This window comes from Streptococcus sp. D2 (genome assembly GCF_006385825.1).
GTDB lineage: Bacteria > Bacillota > Bacilli > Lactobacillales > Streptococcaceae > Streptococcus > Streptococcus shenyangsis.
Map to the genome: position 1 here is coordinate 40457 of NZ_VFSI01000013.1, position 19913 is coordinate 60369.

Genomic DNA, 19913 nt, shown 5'->3' on the forward strand with positions numbered 1-19913 from the left:
AGGTTCTCCATGTTTCGAAAAATTTTAATTGCCAATCGTGGTGAAATTGCGGTTCGTATTATCCGTGCGGCGCGTGAATTGGGCATTGCGACGGTGGCGGTTTATTCAACTGCTGATAAGGAAGCTCTTCATACGCTTTTGGCAGATGAAGCAGTTTGTATTGGCCCTGGTAAGGCGACAGAGTCTTATCTCAATATTAATGCGGTTCTATCAGCTGCAGTTTTGACTGAGGCAGAAGCCATCCACCCAGGTTTTGGATTTCTCAGTGAAAATTCCAAATTTGCGACCATGTGTGAAGAGGTGGGAATCAAGTTTATCGGTCCATCTGGCCATGTTATGGATATGATGGGGGATAAGATCAATGCGCGCGCTCAGATGATCAAAGCAGGCGTGCCTGTCATACCAGGTTCAGATGGAGAAGTGCATAACTCGGAAGAAGCTTTGATTGTTGCTGAAAAAATTGGCTATCCTGTTATGCTCAAGGCTTCAGCCGGTGGTGGTGGTAAAGGGATTCGTAAGGTTGAAAAACCAGAAGACCTTGTTTCAGCCTTTGAAACAGCCTCTAGCGAAGCAAAGGCAAATTATGGCAATGGTGCCATGTACATAGAACGGGTTATCTATCCAGCTCGTCACATCGAGGTTCAAATTCTAGGAGATGAGCATGGACATGTGATTCACTTGGGTGAACGGGATTGTTCTCTTCAACGGAATAATCAAAAGGTTTTAGAAGAAAGTCCTTCGATTGCAATCGGAAAAACGCTGCGCCATGAAATCGGTGCTGCTGCTGTTCGAGCGGCAGAGTCTGTTGGCTATGAGAATGCAGGGACCATTGAGTTTCTTCTTGATGAAGCCAGTGGCAAATTCTACTTTATGGAGATGAATACTCGTGTACAAGTAGAACATCCAGTAACAGAATTTGTTTCAGGTGTTGATATCGTTAAGGAACAGATTCGCATTGCAGCAGGTCAACCTCTGTCTGTTAAGCAAGAAGATATTGTTCTACGAGGTCATGCTATTGAATGTCGTATCAATGCTGAAAATCCAGCCTTCAACTTTGCTCCAAGTCCAGGTAAGATTACCAATCTCTATCTTCCAAGCGGAGGTGTTGGCTTGCGCGTGGATTCAGCAGTTTATCCAGGCTATACCATTCCCCCCTATTATGATAGTATGATTGCTAAAATCATCGTTCACGGTGAAAATCGTTTTGATGCCTTGATGAAAATGCAACGTGCCCTCTACGAACTAGAGATAGAGGGGGTGCAGACCAATGCAGATTTCCAGCTTGACCTCATTTCAGATCGCAATGTCATTGCTGGAGATTACGATACTTCCTTCTTGATGGAAACTTTCTTACCCAAATATCAAGAAAAAGAATAAAATGACTTCAAGAGTTTAAACCGAAAAGGGGAATCAATGGCTCTATTTAGTAAAAAAGATAAGTATATTCGAATCAATCCCAATCGTTCGGTTAGGGAAAAGCCTCAAGCCAAGCCAGAGGTTCCAGATGAATTATTCTCCCAGTGTCCAGGCTGCAAGCATACCATCTATCAGAAGGATCTGGGAAGTGAGCGTATCTGTCCACATTGTAGCTATACCTTTCGTATTTCTACCCAAGAACGCTTGGCTTTGACGATTGATATGGGAACCTTCAAGGAATTGTTTACAGGGATTGAAAGCAAGGATCCCTTGCATTTCCCTGATTATCAAAAGAAACTAGCAGCTATGCGTGAAAAAACTGGTCTGGATGAAGCTGTTGTGACAGGAACTGCTCTTATTAAAGGTCAGACTGTGGCTCTTGGGATTATGGATTCCAACTTTATCATGGCTTCTATGGGTACGGTTGTAGGGGAGAAAATCACTCGCTTGTTTGAGTATGCGACGGTTGAAAAGTTGCCAGTTGTCCTCTTTACAGCCTCTGGTGGAGCCCGTATGCAGGAAGGAATCATGAGTCTCATGCAAATGGCTAAAATCTCTGCAGCAGTTAAGCGCCATTCAAATGCTGGTCTCTTTTACCTGACCATTTTGACAGATCCAACGACAGGTGGTGTAACAGCTTCTTTCGCTATGGAAGGGGATATTATTCTAGCAGAACCACAGAGCTTGGTCGGTTTTGCTGGGCGTCGTGTGATTGAAAATACGGTTCGTGAAAGCTTGCCGGAGGATTTCCAAAAGGCAGAATTCCTATTGGAGCATGGATTTGTGGATGCTATTGTTAAAAGAAGGGACTTGTCAGATATGATTGCTAGTCTAGTCAGATTGCACGGAGGGAGTCCTAGATGAATATTGCAAAAATAGTCAGAGAAGCGCGTGAGCAGAGTCGCTTGACAACCTTGGATTTTGCGACAGGCATTTTTGATGACTTTATCCAATTACACGGTGACCGTTCTTTTCGTGACGATGGTGCAGTTGTTGGTGGTATCGGCTGGCTTGGAGACCAAGCTGTAACAGTAGTTGGTATCCAAAAAGGCAAGAGCTTACAAGACAACCTCAAACGGAATTTTGGGCAACCGCATCCAGAAGGTTACCGCAAGGCCTTACGTTTGATGAAACAGGCTGAAAAATTTGGCCGTCCAGTTGTGACCTTTATCAATACTGCAGGTGCCTATCCTGGTGTCGGCGCGGAAGAACGTGGACAAGGGGAAGCTATTGCTCGCAATCTCATGGAAATGAGTGACCTGAAAGTTCCGATTATCGCCATCATTATCGGTGAAGGTGGTTCAGGTGGAGCTCTGGCTCTGGCAGTCGCAGACCGTGTCTGGATGCTGGAAAATTCCATCTATGCCATTCTCAGTCCAGAAGGCTTTGCTTCCATTCTATGGAAGGACGGCACTCGTGCCATGGAAGCAGCAGAACTGATGAAAATCACCTCACATGAACTGTTAGAAATGGACGTGGTGGATAAGGTGATTTCTGAAGCAGGACTTTCTAGCAAAGAACTGATTAAAAGTGTCAAAAAAGAACTACAAGACGAGCTAGCCATGCTTTCACAAAAACCTCTAGAAGAGTTGTTGGAAGAACGATATCAACGATTTAGAAAATACTAATACTCTTCGAAAATCTCTTCAAACCACGTCAGCTTCGCCTAGTCGTATATATGTTACTGACTTCGTCAGTTCTATCCATAACCTCAAAACCGTGTTTTGAGCAGCCTATGGCTAGCTTCCTAGTTTGCTCTTTGATTTTCATTGAGTATAATTCTTTAGAATACGCAAAAACTAGAACTGGAAGTCAGTTCTAGTTTTTATGTGCTTCTTACTCTATATCAAGAGAAAGTCAAAAGGTGCTTGGAAGACCAAACACTTTTTTGATTATTTATTTTCTTCAGTTACAAATTGACTAAGCAGTCCGTTGATAAAGCGGGCTGATTTTTGATCTGAAAAATTCTTGGCAAGTTCAATAGATTCATTGACTGCTACCAGCTGAGGTGTATCAAATGATGTGATTTCAAAGATTCCCAAGCGTAGTAAGTTTTTTTCGACCAAGGTCAAGCGTTCAACTGTCCAGCCTGACTTGAGATGCTGGTTGATTTGGTTATCTAATTCTTCTTTTTGAGCTTGGATACCAGAAACCAAGTTTAGAAGAAAGGCTGGGATTTGCACATCTGCATCTTCACGGTCATGTGTGTAGGCAAAGTGACAAGCTGTTTCCACATCTGTACCGAATTCAAGACTCATAAGAGCTTGAAAAGCGCATTTACGAAGTTCGCGTCTAGATTCTAATAATGGACTAGTCATTGAGGAAGTCCTCGTTAAATAGATCTTTCAACTCAGGTTTTGGTGTTTTATCTGGAACGATTCCTGTAACATGGATATTGACAGCAGAAAGTTCTACATCAGCCATATCATGGACAGCATCTTTGACCGCTTTTTGAATAGCAAGAGCTACTTTTGGCACTTTCACACCGTACTCAAGATAGAGGTAGATGTCAGCAGTTAGTTCTTCGTTGCTTTCTTTTAAGTAGACGCCACGACCAAGAGAGAGTTTTGATAAGGTATCAGATACGGATTTATTTGAAAATGAGTGGACACCATCAACTTTAGCAGTTGCGATGGCAATGATTTTTTCAAGTACACGTGGAGCGATAACGATTTCGCCAAATTGTTCTTCAGTTCCCATAGAATGACCTCTTTCTAGAGATTAGGCACGAGAAACGTAAGTTCCTTCTGCAGTGTTGATGATCAATTTTTGTCCAGCTTCGATGAAGTCTGGAACGTTGACAACAAGTCCAGTTTCCATAGTTGCTGGTTTACCAGAACCTGTAACAGTAGCACCTTTGATAGATGGTTGTGTTTCAGCAACTGTCAATTCAACAGTAGTTGGTACAGTTACACCGATTACTTCAGTTCCGTAGAATTGGATTTTCACATCAGAGTTTTCAAGGATGTAAAGCAGTTCATTTTCAACGTTTACGACTGGGATTTCGTATTGGTCGTAAGTTTCAGTGTTCATGAAGTAGGCAGTTTCATCCATTTTGTACAAGTATTGAGCTGGAACAGTTTCGATAATAGCTTGTTCGAATTTTTCTTCTGGACGGTAGCTTGTATCAAAAGTAGAACCAGTACGGACATCACGTAATTTCATACGCATGATAGTGTTCCCTTTACCTGGTTTATGGTGGCTAGCTTCCAAAACGCGGATCAATTTTCCGTCTGCAGTTTCAAATGTCATACCAGCTTTCAATTTGCTTGCTTCAATCATGTTTTTACCTCTTTAATAAATATTATTACTCTTCATTTTACCATAAAATCTTCTGGAAATAAAGCCAAAATAGTTATTGGGATTTGGTAGGAGCGAAAAAAACCAACCTCAGGGCTGGTTTCTTTTACATATTAATCTTCTTTCAACTTTGCCAATTCTTGGGCAAGTAGTTTAAGGGCAACTTGTGGGTTGGCTTGGCCTTTGGTTGCTTTCATCAGGAAGCCTGTGAAGGCCTTGTCTGCGTTACGTTTACCTGACTTGAAGTCGGCAACTGCGGCTTCGTTATCCGCAAAGACTTGGTGGATAATTGGAATCAAGACAGCTGGATCTGAGATTTGGACCATGCCTGCTTTTTCCACGTATTCACGCGCTCCACCGCCATTTTTCGCCAGGTGGACAAAGACTTTCTTAGCAATCTTAGAAGAGATCGTACCGTCTTCGATGATGGCAATCATTTCAACCAAGTTTTCTGGTGTCAATTCGATTTGTTCCAGTGTCTTGCCTTCAGCGTTCAAGAACTGAGCAACCTCACCTTGGAGCCAGTTAGAGACTTGTTTAGCATCGCCACCGAGAGCAACAGCTTTTTCAAAGAAATCAGAAGTGACTTTGTTCGCAGTTAACTGACTAGCATCATAGTCTGACAAGCCAAGGTCAGATACATAACGCGCACGGCGTTCTTTTGGAAACTCTGGCAACTCTGTACGCATTTCTTCGATCCACTCATCTGAAATTTCAAAGATAGGTAGGTCAGGTTCTGGGAAGTAGCGGTAGTCAGCAGCGCCTTCCTTAACACGCATGAGGATAGTTGTCTTGTTGGCTTCATCGTAACGGCGTGTTTCTTGGCGAATTTGACCACCTGAACGAAGGATTTCAGCCTGACGTTGGACTTCGTATTCAAGACCTTTGCGGACATTTGAGAAGGAATTCAAGTTCTTCAACTCAGTCTTGGTACCGAATTTTTCTTGACCATAAGGACGAAGGGAGATGTTAGCATCCACACGCATAGAACCTTCTTCCATCTTGATGTCAGAAATACCAGCGTACTGGATGACTTCCTTGAGGGCTGTCAGATAAGCGTAGGCTTCTTCTGGCGAACGCATGTCAGCTTCAGATACAATCTCGATCAATGGCACCCCTTGGCGGTTGAGGTCTACATAAGAGTAGCCGTCTGTACCGTGGGTGTTTTTACCAGCATCTTCCTCTAGGTGGGCGCGTTCGATACCGATTTTCTTGGTCGTACCGTCTTCTAGCTCAACTTCAATCCATCCATTGTAACCAATTGGCTCATCAAATTGGGAAATTTGGTAGGCTTTGGGATTATCAGGATAGAAGTAGTTCTTGCGGTCAAAGTGCATCTTTTTATGGATGTCCATATTGAGGGCAAGAGCAGCCTTGATACCGGCATCAACAACACCTTTATTGAGAACTGGCAGAACTCCTGGGAAAGACCAGTCAATCACGTTAGTGTTGGCATTTTGCTCATTTCCAAAGTGGGCAGAAGTAGGTGAGAAGATTTTTGAATTGGTGTTGAGCTCTACGTGGACTTCAAGTCCAATGACTGTTTCAAAGTTCATTAATTGTCACCTCCAAAAATCACGGGTTGTTGTTTATGGTAGTCTGTTGTTGCTTCAAAAGCAGCAGCAGCTTGGTAAATGGTTTCCTCAGAATACTTAGGACCAATCAATTGTAGACCGACAGGTAGACCTTGAGAGAATCCAGCAGGAATCGAAATTCCTGGGAGACCAGCCAAGTTGACTGGGATGGTCAAAAGGTCAGCCAAGTACATGGCAACTGGGTCGTGGTTGAGAGAATCCAAGTCATAGGCAACGCTTGGTGCAGTTGGGCCCAAAATCAAGTCGTAATCCGCAAAGACTTTTTCGAAATCTTGAATGATGAGTGTACGAACTTGACCAGCCTTTTTGTAGTAAGCATCATAGTAACCTGATGAAAGGCTGAAAGTACCTAGCATGATACGACGTTTTACCTCTTCACCGAAACCTTGGCTACGGCTGTTTACATAGATTTCATCAAGATTAGTCGCATCTTCTGCGCGGTAGCCGTAACGGATACCGTCAAAACGTTGCAAGTTTGATGAAGCTTCAGATGAAGCGATGATGTAGTAAACTGCCACACCGTATTTAGAGTGAGGAAGGCTGACTTCTTCGACGATAGCGCCAAGTTTTTCAAAGTGCTTAGCAGCATTTAGAATAGTTTCCTTAACCTCTGGGTCAATCCCTTCACCAAGGTATTCCTTAGGCAAAGCGATTTTCATGCCCTTGATGTCTTGACCGATTTTTGAAGTAAAGTCGGCAATGCGGACAGGAGCAGAAGTGGAATCTTTAGCATCTTCGCTAGCAATAGCGTTGAGTAAGAGGGCGTTTTCCTTAACAGTAGGAGCAAAAGGTCCAATCTGGTCTAGCGAACTACCGAAGGCAATGAGACCGAAACGTGAAATTGTTCCGTAGGTTGGTTTGAGACCAACAATCCCGTTGAAGGCGGCAGGTTGGCGGATAGAACCACCAGTATCAGAACCAAGTGACAAGCGGACTTGACCTGAGGCTACGGCTGCGGCAGAACCACTTGATGAACCACCGGGAACCTTGCTTTGGTCCCAAGCATTTTTAGTGGCACCATAGTGTGAAGTTTCACCTGAACCACCCATGGCAAATTCGTCCATGTTGGTCTTTCCAATGATAATCATGCCTTTTGATTTAGCATTTGACACAGCTGTCGCATCAAAGATAGGCTCGTAGTTGTAGAGCATTTTTGAGGCAGCAGTTGTGAGAATACCGTCTGTAGAGATATTATCCTTAACTGCAAGTGGAATTCCTGAAAGGACATTATCAGCATCAATTCCAGCTTCATCAATGGCTTTAGCTTGAGCAAGTGCTTGCTCCTTAGCGATGGTAACAAAAGCGTTAATAGCTGTCTCGCGAGACTTGATATCTTCAAGCGTAGCTTGGGTCAATTCAGTTGCAGAAATTTCCTTAGAGACAAGGAGATTATGCAAGTCTTCAATGGTTTTATTGTTAAAAGTCATTAGGCATCTCCTCCATCGTCTAGGATAGCTGGTACCTTGATATAGTAGTTGTCTTTTTCAGGTACGTTTTTAAATAAGCGATCACGGTCTGTTCCTTCTTCGGCCACATCAGGGCGGAGCACAGTCTTGCGATCAGCCATGGTCGTAGTAGGTGCGACACCAGTTGTGTCAACTTCGCCCAGCAATTCAACCATGTCAACAATCTTAGACAAGGTCGTCGCAAAGGCAGCAGTTTCTTCTTCAGAGAATCTTAATTTTGAAAGATTGGCAACGTGTGTTACCTCTTCTTGCGTAATTTTCATCTTGCATCCTTTCGTGAAATGATGATTTTTAGTCTGTTCTATTTTACCATATTTTCCTATAAATAAGGGAGGGATAAGTGAAAAGAAATAGAAATTGAAAAAAATGCTAAAATCCGATATAATGGAGTGTTGAAAGGAATGGTAAAATCCAATGTAAAAATCATTCTTAGCTATTGAAACAAGAAAAATAGAGAATCAAAGAAAGAGAACTTATGAATATTCAAGAAGAAATTAAGAAACGCCGTACTTTTGCCATTATCTCCCACCCTGACGCGGGGAAAACAACCATCACTGAGCAACTGCTCTACTTTGGGGGCGAGATTCGTGAAGCTGGTACCGTAAAAGGGAAGAAAACAGGAACTTTTGCCAAGTCTGACTGGATGGATATCGAGAAGCAACGTGGGATTTCGGTGACCTCATCTGTGATGCAATTTGACTACGACGGAAAACGCGTGAATATCCTCGACACGCCAGGACACGAGGACTTTTCAGAAGATACCTATCGTACCTTGATGGCGGTGGATGCTGCGGTCATGGTCGTGGACTCTGCTAAGGGTATCGAGGCTCAGACTAAGAAATTATTTGAGGTTGTGAAACATCGTGGCATTCCAGTCTTTACCTTTATGAACAAGCTAGACCGTGACGGTCGTGAGCCACTAGACCTCTTGCAAGAGTTGGAAGAAGTCTTGGGCATTGCTAGCTACCCGATGAACTGGCCAATCGGGATGGGGAAAGCCTTTGAAGGCTTGTATGACCTTTATAACCAACGCTTGGAGCTCTACAAGGGGGATGAACGTTTCGCTAGTCTAGAAGATGGGGACAAGCTTTTTGGTAGCAATCCTTTCTACGAGCAAGTCAAGGATGACATTGAGCTTTTAAATGAAGCTGGAAATGAATTCTCAGAGGAAGCTATTCTGGCTGGAGAATTGACACCTGTCTTCTTCGGTTCAGCCTTGACAAACTTTGGTGTGCAAACATTCCTTGAAACCTTCCTTAAGTTTGCTCCAGAACCACATGGACACAAGAAAACAGATGGTGAAATTGTGGGTCCTTATGACAAGGATTTCTCAGGATTTGTCTTTAAAATTCAAGCCAACATGGACCCTCGTCACCGTGACCGTATCGCCTTTGTCCGTATCGTATCGGGTGAATTTGAGCGTGGTATGAGTGTCAACCTGCCTCGTACTGGTAAGGGCGCTAAACTGTCGAATGTTACTCAGTTTATGGCGGAAAGTCGTGAGAATGTGACCAATGCCGTGGCAGGAGATATCATCGGGGTTTACGATACAGGTACTTATCAGGTTGGGGATACCTTGACAGTTGGAAAAAACAAGTTTGAATTTGAACCCCTGCCAACCTTTACACCTGAGATTTTTATGAAAGTTTCTGCTAAGAATGTTATGAAGCAAAAATCCTTCCACAAGGGGATTGAGCAATTGGTGCAAGAAGGAGCCGTTCAGCTCTATAAGAATTACCAAACAGGTGAGTACATGCTAGGAGCTGTGGGGCAACTCCAGTTTGAAGTCTTTAAGCACCGTATGGAAGGTGAGTACAATGCAGAAGTAGTCATGACCCCAATGGGTAAAAAGACCGTTCGTTGGATTAAGCCTGAGGACCTAGATGAACGGATGTCATCAAGCCGAAATATCTTGGCTAAAGACCGTTTTGACCAGCCAGTCTTCCTCTTTGAAAATGACTTTGCCTTACGTTGGTTTGCGGATAAGTATCCAGACGTAGAGTTAGAGGAAAAAATGTAGATCGCCAAAGTTACTTGATTGTGTAACAATCTAAGTAACTAACGCCAAGTTTCTATGGAACTTGGCTAGGCGCTCCACTAGTAAAGTTTTACGAATAATATCGATTCGTAAAACTTTACGTCGTAACGGGTAGTGAGTGGTCTAGCTAACTGCCTCACTAACTGAGTTTTACAAATGGAATCGATTTATAAAACTCAGTGTCGTAATCTAATAATCGGTAACCGCTATGGCGGTCTACCTAAACGCTTCACTAGGAAAAATCCACGAATATTATCGATCCGTGGATTTTTCCGTCGTAACTTGTAGTGAGTGGTCTAGCTAACTGCTTTACTAACTACGTTTGGCAAATGGAATCGATTTGCCAAACTCCGTGTCCTAGTGTAACAATTGGGAAGCCTTATGTCATTTGAGCTATCCGTTATTATTAGAATAAGTCCATGAATGTTATTGTTCGTGGGCTTTTCATCGTAATTTTAGATAGTTAGAGTAGCTGTCTTTCTTACTAAATTTTGTCAATATAATGTTCTCCGCCCTTTTCTGTGCTAGTTCAGTAAAATTCTTTTATAAGACAAGAATTTCAGTAACTAAGGAGACTAATCAAAAACTTGATAGAACACATGTTTTCTTGCCAATCTACTCACGTAATATCCTAGTGAAACTATATGTATTGAAATTTAACAGTGAACTCTAGCTAGCGCTGTGATTCGGCAATAGTATGATTGATTAATGAAATAGAATGTTTGAATATAGAAAAATTTATATTTTTATTCAAAGTAAAATAAATTAGAAGTATACAAAAAATAGCGATATATATATATATATATATATATATATATTAAATGCGTTTTCGGTTTATTTATAAAAGTTTTATATTAAACATAAAACGTTATTATATAGTATTATTTTTTTGAATTCTATTGCTTTTTAAATCAATTTTTTTTATAATATTAAAGATTAACTTAGAATTGGGTGAATTGTACCCTTAACCTAAGTTTAGAAAAGGAGATAACATGTTTTTCAGACGTCAAGAGGGTCAATATCGTGAAACTGATCGTGTGACCCGCTATAAGTTAGTGAAATCCGGTAAGCATTGGCTACGGGCTTCCACTTCTTTATTTGGTTTGTTTAAGGTTTTCCGTGGTAGTGTCGACACTACTCAAGTTATGACCGAAGTGGTTGAGAACCAAACAAACAATACGATTACAGGCCTCGATATTATAAGGGGACTTGCAGCTACAGGAGCTGTATTAGGCGGAGCAGTGGCAACACAAACTACTGTTCATGCCAATGATGCGGTTGCTCTTGAAAAGACATTGGAGTCATCGGATGTTTTAGCTACAAATGACTCAGTCGTTCTTGGATCTGTTTCGAAAGCAAATCCAGAAGAATCGGCAAGTTTGTCACACTCAGAAAGCGAGAGTGTGTCTAGTTCAGAATCGACTTCTGCTAGCCAATCAGTGAGCGCTAGCACTTCTGCAAGTATGTCAGCAAGTACTTCTGCTTCTGTTAGTGCGTCGACAAGTACTTCTGCAAGTGTATCAGCAAGCACTTCTGTAAGTTCTAGTCAGTTGATGGTTCATTCAGAGGACAGTTCGGTTGCGACTAGCGCTGCTAGTGTTGAAACTGCTGGACAATCCGAATCTACTTCAGCTGAAAATCAAGTAGTTAGTCAAGGCTTGCCAAACTCTAATTTGTCTGCACCTGTCTTGGACTCTGCTAAGTCAGCAACAGGTTTGATAGAGAAAACTTCCGAATTAACAAGTTTGGCAGGAGTGACTGCTGGTGCCTTGTCATCGGTAGAAGTATCTACAAAGAAAAATGAAGAAGATCGTAAAAAGCTGGCTAAAATTTCAGCTGAAATGGGTGAGTATTTAGCTAAGGCGGCAGATCTTCCAGATACGAGTGCAGCCATCCTTAAGGTGGAAACTGCCATTACTGAGATTGAGTCAGCTTTAAAGGATCCAACTGCTGATCTTGGTAGTGTTGTCAAAACGGCAACTTCAGCTCGTAATTCTATTGCCAATGCAGTTTTACGTGCCACTTCAGGTCAACGTGATGGCCGTAATGGACAAGCGATAGAGAGGGGTGCTTCTCCTAGAGCAACATTCTCTAGCCATGGTACGACAGCCTCAATTGCGTCTACTAATTATAATCCAAATACTCATGAAGTTGTTTGGCGTATTAATATGCATGCTAACAATGCCTTGCATCATGTAGGGCTGATTGCGGATGTAGATTCCAATACGACGATTAATCGTGTGACCTTTAATGGACAAGAGATGGCGAAACGTGGTGGTTCAAGAAATGAGTATGTCTATGATATCCGCCATGATAAACAAAGAAACCTAGAAGCAACGCTTGAAGTTCATGCCACTGTAAACAAGCAGTCGAAAGCTGCAAGCTTGAACGCAAAAGTTGCTACAAGTAGTCAACCGTTTACAAGTGCGGATACTTCTGGAAATTATAGCGGTTCAATCAGTTCAACTGTTCCAACTAGTGGGACAGGTCAGTATAGAAGTGCGGGAGGTCAGGACCGTACGGCAGATAATATACCTACTCTTTCGATTTCGCCTTCTTCTGTAGAAATATATAACGATGAAGTACTTGGTGGCTCAACTGGTATTCCATTTGTCATGAGAGATGATAAAGGGGTGGTAAGTTTGCTATCTAGTCCGAACAATACTATCATCACTGGTTTGACCATGAAGTATGCACCAATCGGTAATCAAGGGTTTAAACCTTATTATTCTAATGGACAGTATCCTAGAGAACACACATCGGTTGTAAGTGGAACAATTGGTCGTAGTGACGGCTGGAAACCAATGACTCCGGGTACTTATCCTCTTAACTTCCAAGTGGTTGATACTATAGGGCAACGTACCGATGGAAGTTTAAATCTGACGATCAAAGGTTACAATGAGCGTAATACTCCTATTAGTGGAGATGCTGTTGCAGTCAACAACCCTGCATCTTTGAGTAAGACTGAGAAAGATCAAATCCTAGCTAACTTCAGGAGCAAAAATGCTGATATTCTCGCGGGTACTGACTATGTGAAGGACTCTGAAGGCAATAAAGAAATTACGGTATCTGATACAGGTCTTATCACTCTTACTTATCGTGATAATACTGTTGATACAGTTCAAGCGAATGTGACAGATGCAACTGAGCCAACTGTTGATTACACTGTGAAAGTAAATAATCAAACACCCAAAACAGATAGTGATGGACGTTTTATTTTTTATGCTGGAGATAGGATTCAGATTACTTTCACTGGTAATGACAACTTTGGAAAATTAACAGAATTGACATTGAATAAGCAAGGTTCAAATAAAAAATTAGAGCCTCTGAATGACTTCTTTGAAGGAAACTCTACTAAATGGGGGAGTGGTGCAGTAGACAATATTACAAGTCTAACTACCGCTCCAGCTACAAAGACAGTGGATGTTACTGTCAATGATAATATGCAGTGGTCGTCTGGTAATAAATTTTCTCGTGTAGTTAAAGCAGTCGATCCTTCAGGGAATTCTAAAATTAGTTCTTGGTTTGGTGTTGTTCAAGGGGAGCTAAAGGATCGTCTTCCAGTGACAAATCCTGAATTGACAACTGTTGCAAATAAAAACAACTTGACCGGAGAGGAAAAGACTGCTGTCAAGAATGCCATCTATGCCAAAAATGCTAAAGCAGATCACCGTATCGATGATATTGAAGTCCAGGCAGATGGTACAGCAACGATTGTCTACAATGATAAAACACGTAGTACTCCAATTCCACAGTCAGCTACAGTCAATGAGCGACCAACAATTAAAAACTTAACTCCTGGACCTAATGCAAAAATTGATGGTGAGAATCCGCGTAAGATTATCGTTTATCGTGAAGAAGAATTCAGTGTGGATGTTAATTTGACTGATGACCGTGGTCGATTGGACCAGATTAAGGTTCACAAAAATGCCTATAATGAACGTCCGTCACGTGATTTCGAAGTTACGGATGGTACTCCTATAGTGGAGGCTGCGAATGGAACACGTATTAACTTTACGGATAAGACAAGTAATTTAGGAAAAGATGGCAATGCGACAGATGCTAATCCGTATAAAGTAACTATTTCAGGTCATGTAGGTAAGGGTCAGTCAGTCAGTGCCAATGCTAGTAGTAACATCTGGAATCGTTATATTTCTGGATATGATCAATCTACCACAACGAATAATAACGGACAAAATGAAACTGCCAATAATGCCAATATCCAGATTGAGTTCCGCAAGCAGTCTGATAAGTACACTCCGACAGCAACAAATCCTACAGTCAAGGTGACTTCAAATGGAACTGTTCCAAATTTGGGACCGGCAGAGAATTATATTTCTAATAAGCGTGATTTGCCAACTGAAGGAACAACAGCAGGTACAAGAACGACTTATAAATGGAAGAGTGGCGAGAACTCACCTGTTAAAAATGGTAAATTAACACGAACAGTTATAGTAACTTATCCAGATGATTCGACAGATGAAGTTCCAGTTACTATTACGGTAGATGATTCAGAGTATAAATCGCTGTCCGCCTCAACGAGCGCATCGACAAGTGCCAGCCAAAGTGCCTCAACGAGCGCATCTAAGTCCGCGTCGACAAGTGCAAGTCAAAGTGCATCAACAAGTGCATCTAAGTCATTGTCGACGAAAGCAAGTCAGTCCGCATCGACAAGTGCAAGCCAAAGTGCCTCAACGAGCGCATCTAAGTCTGCGTCGACAAGTGCAAGCCAAAGTGCCTCAACGAGCGCATCTAAGTCTGCGTCGACAAGTGCAAGCCAAAGTGCCTCAACGAGCGCATCTAAGTCCGCGTCGACAAGTGCAAGCCAAAGTGCCTCAACGAGCGCATCTAAGTCCGCGTCGACAAGTGCGAGCCAAAGTGCCTCAACGAGCGCATCTAAGTCCGCGTCGACAAGTGCAAGCCAAAGTGCCTCAACGAGCGCATCTAAGTCCGCGTCGACAAGTGCAAGCCAAAGTGCCTCAACGAGCGCATCTAAGTCAGCATCGACAAGTGCAAGCCAAAGTGCCTCAACAAGCGCATCTAAGTCCGCGTCGACAAGTGCAAGTCAAAGTGCATCAACAAGCGCATCTAAGTCCGCGTCGACAAGTGCAAGTCAAAGTGCCTCAACAAGTGCATCTAAGTCCGCGTCGACAAGTGCAAGCCAAAGTGCCTCAACAAGCGCGTCTAAGTCTGCGTCGACAAGTGCAAGTCAAAGTGCCTCAACAAGCGCATCTAAGTCCGCGTCGACAAGTGCAAGTCAAAGTGCCTCAACAAGCGCGTCTAAGTCCGCGTCGACAAGTGCGAGCCAAAGTGCCTCAACAAGCGCATCTAAGTCCGCGTCGACAAGTGCAAGTCAAAGTGCCTCAACAAGCGCGTCTAAGTCCGCGTCGACAAGTGCGAGCCAAAGTGCCTCAACGAGCGCATCTAAGTCCGCGTCGACAAGTGCAAGCCAATCAGCAAGCACGTCAGCTAGCCAGTCCGCGTCGACAAGTGCAAGCCAATCAGCAAGCACATCAGCTAGTCAGTCAGCATCAACAAGTGCGTCAGAATCAGCGTCAACAAGTGCATCTGAGTCAGCGTCAACAAGTGCGTCAGAATCAGCATCAACAAGTGCGTCAGAATCAGCGTCAACAAGCGCATCTGAATCAGCATCAACAAGTGCATCTGAGTCAGCGTCAACAAGTGCATCTGAGTCAGCAAGCACATCAGCTTCTGAATCAGCATCAACAAGTGCGTCAGAATCAGCGTCAACAAGTGCATCTGAGTCAGCGTCAACAAGTGCGTCAGAATCAGCAAGCACAAGCGCATCTGAATCAGCATCAACAAGTGCATCTGAGTCAGCGTCAACAAGTGCATCTGAGTCAGCAAGTACATCAGCTTCAGAATCGGCATCAACAAGTGCGTCAGAATCAGCAAGTACAAGCGCATCTGAGTCAGCAAGCACATCGGCTTCTGAATCAGCAAGCACAAGTGCGTCAGAATCAGCAAGTACATCAGCTTCTGAATCAGCATCAACAAGTGCGTCAGAATCAGCAAGTACATCAGCATCTGAATCAGCATCAACAAGTGCATCAGAATCAGCAAGCACAAGCGCTTCTGAGTCAGCATCAACAAGTGCATCAGAATCAGCAAGCACATCAGCTTCTGAGTCAGCAAGTACATCAGCTTCTGAATCGGCATCAACAAGTGCGTCAGAATCAGCAAGCACAAGCGCTTCTGAGTCAGCATCAACAAGTGCATCAGAATCAGCAAGCACAAGCGCTTCTGAGTCAGCATCAACAAGTGCGTCAGAATCAGCAAGTACATCAGCATCTGAATCAGCATCAACAAGTGCATCAGAATCAGCAAGCACAAGCGCCTCTGAATCAGCGTCAACAAGTGCATCAGAATCAGCATCAACAAGTGCGTCAGAATCAGCAAGTACATCAGCTTCTGAATCAGCGTCAACAAGTGCATCAGAATCAGCAAGCACAAGCGCTTCTGAGTCAGCATCAACAAGTGCGTCAGAATCAGCAAGTACATCAGCTTCTGAGTCAGCATCAACAAGTGCGTCAGAATCAGCGTCAACAAGCGCTTCTGAGTCAGCAAGCACAAGCGCCTCTGAGTCAGCATCAACAAGTGCATCAGAATCAGCAAGCACATCAGCTTCTGAGTCAGCATCAACAAGTGCATCAGAATCAGCAAGCACAAGCGCTTCTGAGTCAGCATCAACAAGTGCGTCAGAATCAGCAAGTACATCAGCTTCTGAATCAGCATCAACAAGTGCGTCAGAATCAGCAAGTACATCAGCTTCTGAATCAGCATCAACAAGTGCATCAGAATCAGCAAGCACATCAGCATCTGAATCAGCATCAACAAGCGCATCTGAATCAGCAAGCACAAGCGCATCTGAATCAGCAAGCACATCGGCATCTGAATCAGCGTCAACAAGCGCTTCTGAGTCAGCAAGCACAAGCGCCTCTGAGTCAGCATCAACAAGTGCGTCAGAATCAGCAAGTACATCAGCTTCTGAATCAGCATCAATAAGTGCATCAGAATCAGCAAGCACAAGCGCTTCTGAATCAGCATCAACAAGTGCGTCAGAATCAGCATCAACAAGTGCGTCAGAATCAGCAAGTACATCAGCTTCTGAATCAGCATCAACAAGTGCGTCAGAATCAGCAAGTACATCAGCATCTGAGTCAGCATCAACAAGTGCATCAGAATCAGCAAGCACATCAGCTTCAGAATCGGCATCAACAAGCGCATCTGAATCAGCATCAACAAGTGCATCTGAGTCAGCAAGCACATCAGCTTCTGAATCAGCATCAACAAGTGCGTCAGAATCAGCAAGCACAAGCGCATCTGAATCAGCATCGACAAGTGCGTCAGAATCAGCAAGCACAAGCGCATCTGAATCAGCATCAACAAGTGCATCTGAGTCAGCGTCAACAAGTGCATCTGAGTCAGCAAGCACATCAGCTTCTGAATCAGCATCAACAAGTGCATCTGAGTCAGCATCAACAAGTGCATCTGAGTCAGCAAGCACATCAGCTTCTGAATCAGCATCAACAAGTGCATCTGAGTCAGCAAGTACAAGCGCATCTGAGTCAGCAAGCACATCGGCTTCTGAATCAGCAAGCACAAGTGCGTCAGAATCAGCGTCAACAAGTGCATCTGAGTCAGCATCAACAAGTGCGTCAGAATCAGCGTCAACAAGTGCATCTGAGTCAGCATCAACAAGTGCGTCAGAATCAGCGTCAACAAGTGCATCTGAGTCAGCATCAACAAGTGCTTCAGAATCAGCAAGCACATCGGCATCTGAGTCAGCGTCAACAAGTGCATCTGAGTCAGCAAGCACATCAGCATCTGAATCAGCATCAACAAGTGCTTCAGAATCAGCGTCAACAAGTGCATCTGAGTCAGCGTCAACAAGTGCGTCAGAATCAGCAAGCACAAGCGCATCTGAGTCAGCAAGCACATCAGCATCTGAATCAGCATCAACAAGTGCGTCAGAATCAGCGTCAACAAGTGCATCTGAGTCAGCATCAACAAGTGCATCTGAGTCAGCATCAACAAGTGCATCTGAGTCAGCATCAACAAGTGCGTCAGAATCAGCATCAACAAGTGCATCAGAGTCAGCAAGCACATCGGCTTCTGAATCAGCATCAACAAGTGCGTCAGAATCAGCGTCAACAAGTGCGAGTCAAAGTGCCTCAACAAGTGCATCAGAATCAGCAAGTACATCAGCATCTGAGTCAGCATCAACAAGCGCATCTGAGTCAGCAAGCACATCAGCATCTGAATCAGCATCAACAAGTGCATCAGAGTCAGCATCAACAAGTGCATCAGAATCAGCAAGCACATCGGCATCTGAGTCAGCGTCAACAAGTGCATCAGAGTCAGCAAGCACATCAGCTTCTGAATCAGCATCAACAAGTGCGTCAGAATCAGCGTCAACAAGTGCATCTGAGTCAGCGTCAACAAGTGCGTCAGAATCAGCAAGCACAAGCGCATCTGAATCAGCATCAACAAGTGCATCTGAGTCAGCAAGCACATCAGCTTCTGAATCAGCATCAACAAGTGCGTCAGAATCAGCAAGCACAAGCGCATCTGAATCAGCATCGACAAGTGCGTCAGAATCAGCAAGCACAAGCGCATCAGAGTCAGCAAGCACATCGGCTTCTGAATCAGCATCAACAAGTGCGTCAGAATCAGCGTCAACAAGTGCGAGTCAAAGTGCCTCAACAAGTGCATCTGAATCAGCAAGTACATCAGCATCTGAGTCAGCATCAACAAGTGCATCAGAATCAGCAAGCACATCAGCTTCTGAATCGGCATCAACAAGCGCATCTGAGTCAGCAAGCACATCAGCATCTGAATCAGCAAGCACATCAGCATCTGAATCAGCATCAACAAGTGCGTCAGAATCAGCGTCAACAAGTGCATCTGAGTCAGCATCAACAAGTGCATCAGAATCAGCAAGTACATCAGCATCTGAGTCAGCATCAACAAGTGCATCAGAATCAGCAAGCACATCAGCTTCTGAATCAGCAAGCACAAGCGCTTCTGAATCAGCAAGCACAAGCGCTTCTGAATCAGCAAGCACATCGGCATCTGAGTCAGCGTCAACAAGTGCATCTGAATCAGCAAGCACATCAGCTTCTGAATCAGCATCAACAAGTGCGTCAGAATCAGCAAGCACAAGCGCTTCTGAGTCAGCATCAACAAGTGCGTCAGAATCAGCAAGCACAAGCGCTTCTGAGTCAGCAAGCACATCAGCTTCTGAATCAGCGTCAACAAGTGCGTCAGAATCAGCAAGTACATCAGCTTCTGAATCAGCATCAACAAGTGCGTCAGAATCAGCAAGTACATCAGCTTCTGAATCAGCATCAACAAGTGCGTCAGAATCAGCAAGTACATCAGCTTCTGAGTCAGCAAGCACATCAGCTTCAGAATCAGCAAGCACAAGCGCATCTGAGTCAGCAAGCACATCAGCTTCTGAATCAGCATCAACAAGTGCGTCAGAATCAGCAAGCACAAGCGCTTCTGAGTCAGCATCAACAAGTGCGTCAGAATCAGCAAGTACAAGCGCTTCTGAGTCAGCAAGCACATCAGCTTCTGAATCAGCATCAACAAGTGCATCTGAGTCAGCAAGCACAAGCGCATCAGAATCAGCAAGCACATCAGCTTCAGAATCAGCATCAACAAGTGCGTCAGAATCAGCAAGTACATCAGCTTCTGAGTCAGCAAGCACATCAGCTTCAGAATCAGCAAGCACATCAGCATCTGAGTCAGCGTCAACAAGTGCATCAGAGTCAGCAAGCACATCGGCTTCTGAATCAGCAAGCACATCAGCATCTGAATCAGCATCAACAAGTGCGTCAGAGTCAGCAAGCACATCAGCTTCTGAGTCAGCAAGTACATCAGCTTCAGAATCGGCATCAACAAGTGCATCTGAGTCAGCGTCAACAAGTGCTTCAGAATCAGCGTCAACAAGTGCATCTGAGTCAGCAAGCACATCAGCTTCTGAATCAGCATCAACAAGTGCTTCAGAATCAGCGTCAACAAGTGCATCTGAGTCAGCGTCAACAAGTGCGTCAGAATCAGCAAGCACAA

Annotated in this window: 12 protein-coding genes and 3 pseudogenes; 7 read left to right on the forward strand and 8 right to left on the reverse strand. The window is 43.8% G+C overall.

The features are described from left to right. Window positions 1-9: 9 nt before the first annotated feature. Genes accC through FJR73_RS08205 form a run of 3 tightly spaced genes read left to right on the forward strand, consistent with a single transcriptional unit; the run spans window position 10 to window position 3044 of the window. Window positions 10-1377 (forward strand): acetyl-CoA carboxylase biotin carboxylase subunit, encoded by a 1368-nt coding sequence (accC, locus tag FJR73_RS08195; protein ID WP_140834392.1) that lies wholly within the window; start codon window positions 10-12, stop codon window positions 1375-1377. A gap of 36 nt (window positions 1378-1413) precedes the next feature. Continuing rightward, window positions 1414-2280: an acetyl-CoA carboxylase, carboxyltransferase subunit beta gene (accD, locus tag FJR73_RS08200; protein WP_140834393.1), complete on the forward strand. Its 867-nt coding sequence runs from the start codon at window positions 1414-1416 to the stop codon at window positions 2278-2280. Next, window positions 2277-3044 carry an acetyl-CoA carboxylase carboxyl transferase subunit alpha gene (locus tag FJR73_RS08205; RefSeq protein ID WP_140834394.1) on the forward strand — a complete coding sequence of 256 codons (768 nt, stop codon included), beginning with the start codon at window positions 2277-2279 and terminating at the stop codon, window positions 3042-3044. Before accD ends, FJR73_RS08205 begins: the two co-directional genes overlap by 4 nt. 264 nt (window positions 3045-3308) lie before the next feature. Here FJR73_RS08205 and nusB read toward each other — a convergent pair whose 3' ends face one another. The 6 genes from nusB to gatC all read right to left on the reverse strand — a co-directional run bounded on the left by nusB (window position 3309) and on the right by gatC (window position 8040). Continuing rightward, window positions 3309-3734 carry a transcription antitermination factor NusB gene (gene nusB, locus FJR73_RS08210; protein ID WP_140834395.1) on the reverse strand — a complete coding sequence of 142 codons (426 nt, stop codon included), beginning with the start codon at window positions 3732-3734 and terminating at the stop codon, window positions 3309-3311. Further along, entirely contained in the window at window positions 3727-4116 is a 390-nt protein-coding gene (locus tag FJR73_RS08215; protein WP_000536307.1) for an Asp23/Gls24 family envelope stress response protein, read from the reverse strand. The genes nusB and FJR73_RS08215 overlap by 8 nt, the downstream gene beginning before the upstream one ends. 21 nt (window positions 4117-4137) lie before the next feature. Then, on the reverse strand, window positions 4138-4698 hold the full coding sequence (gene efp, locus FJR73_RS08220) for an elongation factor P (RefSeq protein WP_000568643.1): 561 nt from the start codon (window positions 4696-4698) through the stop codon (window positions 4138-4140). Between the two features lie 131 nt (window positions 4699-4829). Further along, the gene (gatB, locus tag FJR73_RS08225) at window positions 4830-6272 is read right to left on the reverse strand and encodes an Asp-tRNA(Asn)/Glu-tRNA(Gln) amidotransferase subunit GatB (protein ID WP_140834396.1); all 1443 of its coding nucleotides are present in this window, start codon (window positions 6270-6272) and stop codon (window positions 4830-4832) included. Next, window positions 6272-7738 carry an Asp-tRNA(Asn)/Glu-tRNA(Gln) amidotransferase subunit GatA gene (gatA, locus tag FJR73_RS08230; protein WP_140834398.1) on the reverse strand — a complete coding sequence of 489 codons (1467 nt, stop codon included), beginning with the start codon at window positions 7736-7738 and terminating at the stop codon, window positions 6272-6274. The genes gatB and gatA overlap by 1 nt, the downstream gene beginning before the upstream one ends. Further along, complete coding sequence (gene gatC, locus FJR73_RS08235; protein ID WP_000705419.1) at window positions 7738-8040, reverse strand: Asp-tRNA(Asn)/Glu-tRNA(Gln) amidotransferase subunit GatC; 303 nt, start codon at window positions 8038-8040, stop codon at window positions 7738-7740. The genes gatA and gatC overlap by 1 nt, the downstream gene beginning before the upstream one ends. A gap of 212 nt (window positions 8041-8252) precedes the next feature. On the opposite strand from gatC, the gene FJR73_RS08240 reads away from it, so the two are divergent. Together FJR73_RS08240 and FJR73_RS10615 are read left to right on the forward strand one after the other, a co-directional pair. Beyond that, a complete protein-coding gene (locus FJR73_RS08240; protein WP_140834400.1) occupies window positions 8253-9797 on the forward strand; it encodes a peptide chain release factor 3 in 1545 nt (514 codons plus the stop codon). 1010 nt (window positions 9798-10807) lie between these two features. Beyond that, window positions 10808-11050, forward strand: a pseudogene (locus FJR73_RS10615) (accessory Sec-dependent serine-rich glycoprotein adhesin); the annotation flags it as partial. Window positions 11051-11076: 26 nt separating this feature from the next. Here FJR73_RS10615 and FJR73_RS10565 read toward each other — a convergent pair. Both FJR73_RS10565 and FJR73_RS10570 read right to left on the reverse strand, forming a co-directional pair. After that, window positions 11077-11346: a hypothetical protein gene (locus FJR73_RS10565; RefSeq protein WP_140834402.1), complete on the reverse strand. Its 270-nt coding sequence runs from the start codon at window positions 11344-11346 to the stop codon at window positions 11077-11079. 120 nt (window positions 11347-11466) lie between these two features. Beyond that, the gene (locus tag FJR73_RS10570) at window positions 11467-11838 is read right to left on the reverse strand and encodes a hypothetical protein (protein WP_140834404.1); all 372 of its coding nucleotides are present in this window, start codon (window positions 11836-11838) and stop codon (window positions 11467-11469) included. Window positions 11839-12619: 781 nt separating this feature from the next. On the opposite strand from FJR73_RS10570, the pseudogene FJR73_RS10620 reads away from it, so the two are divergent. Next, window positions 12620-13576 (forward strand): annotated as a pseudogene (locus tag FJR73_RS10620) (hypothetical protein); the annotation flags it as partial. Window positions 13577-13810: 234 nt separating this feature from the next. Beyond that, window positions 13811-18850: pseudogene (locus FJR73_RS10625) on the forward strand (Rib/alpha-like domain-containing protein); the annotation flags it as partial. Window positions 18851-19913 lie beyond the last annotated feature (1063 nt).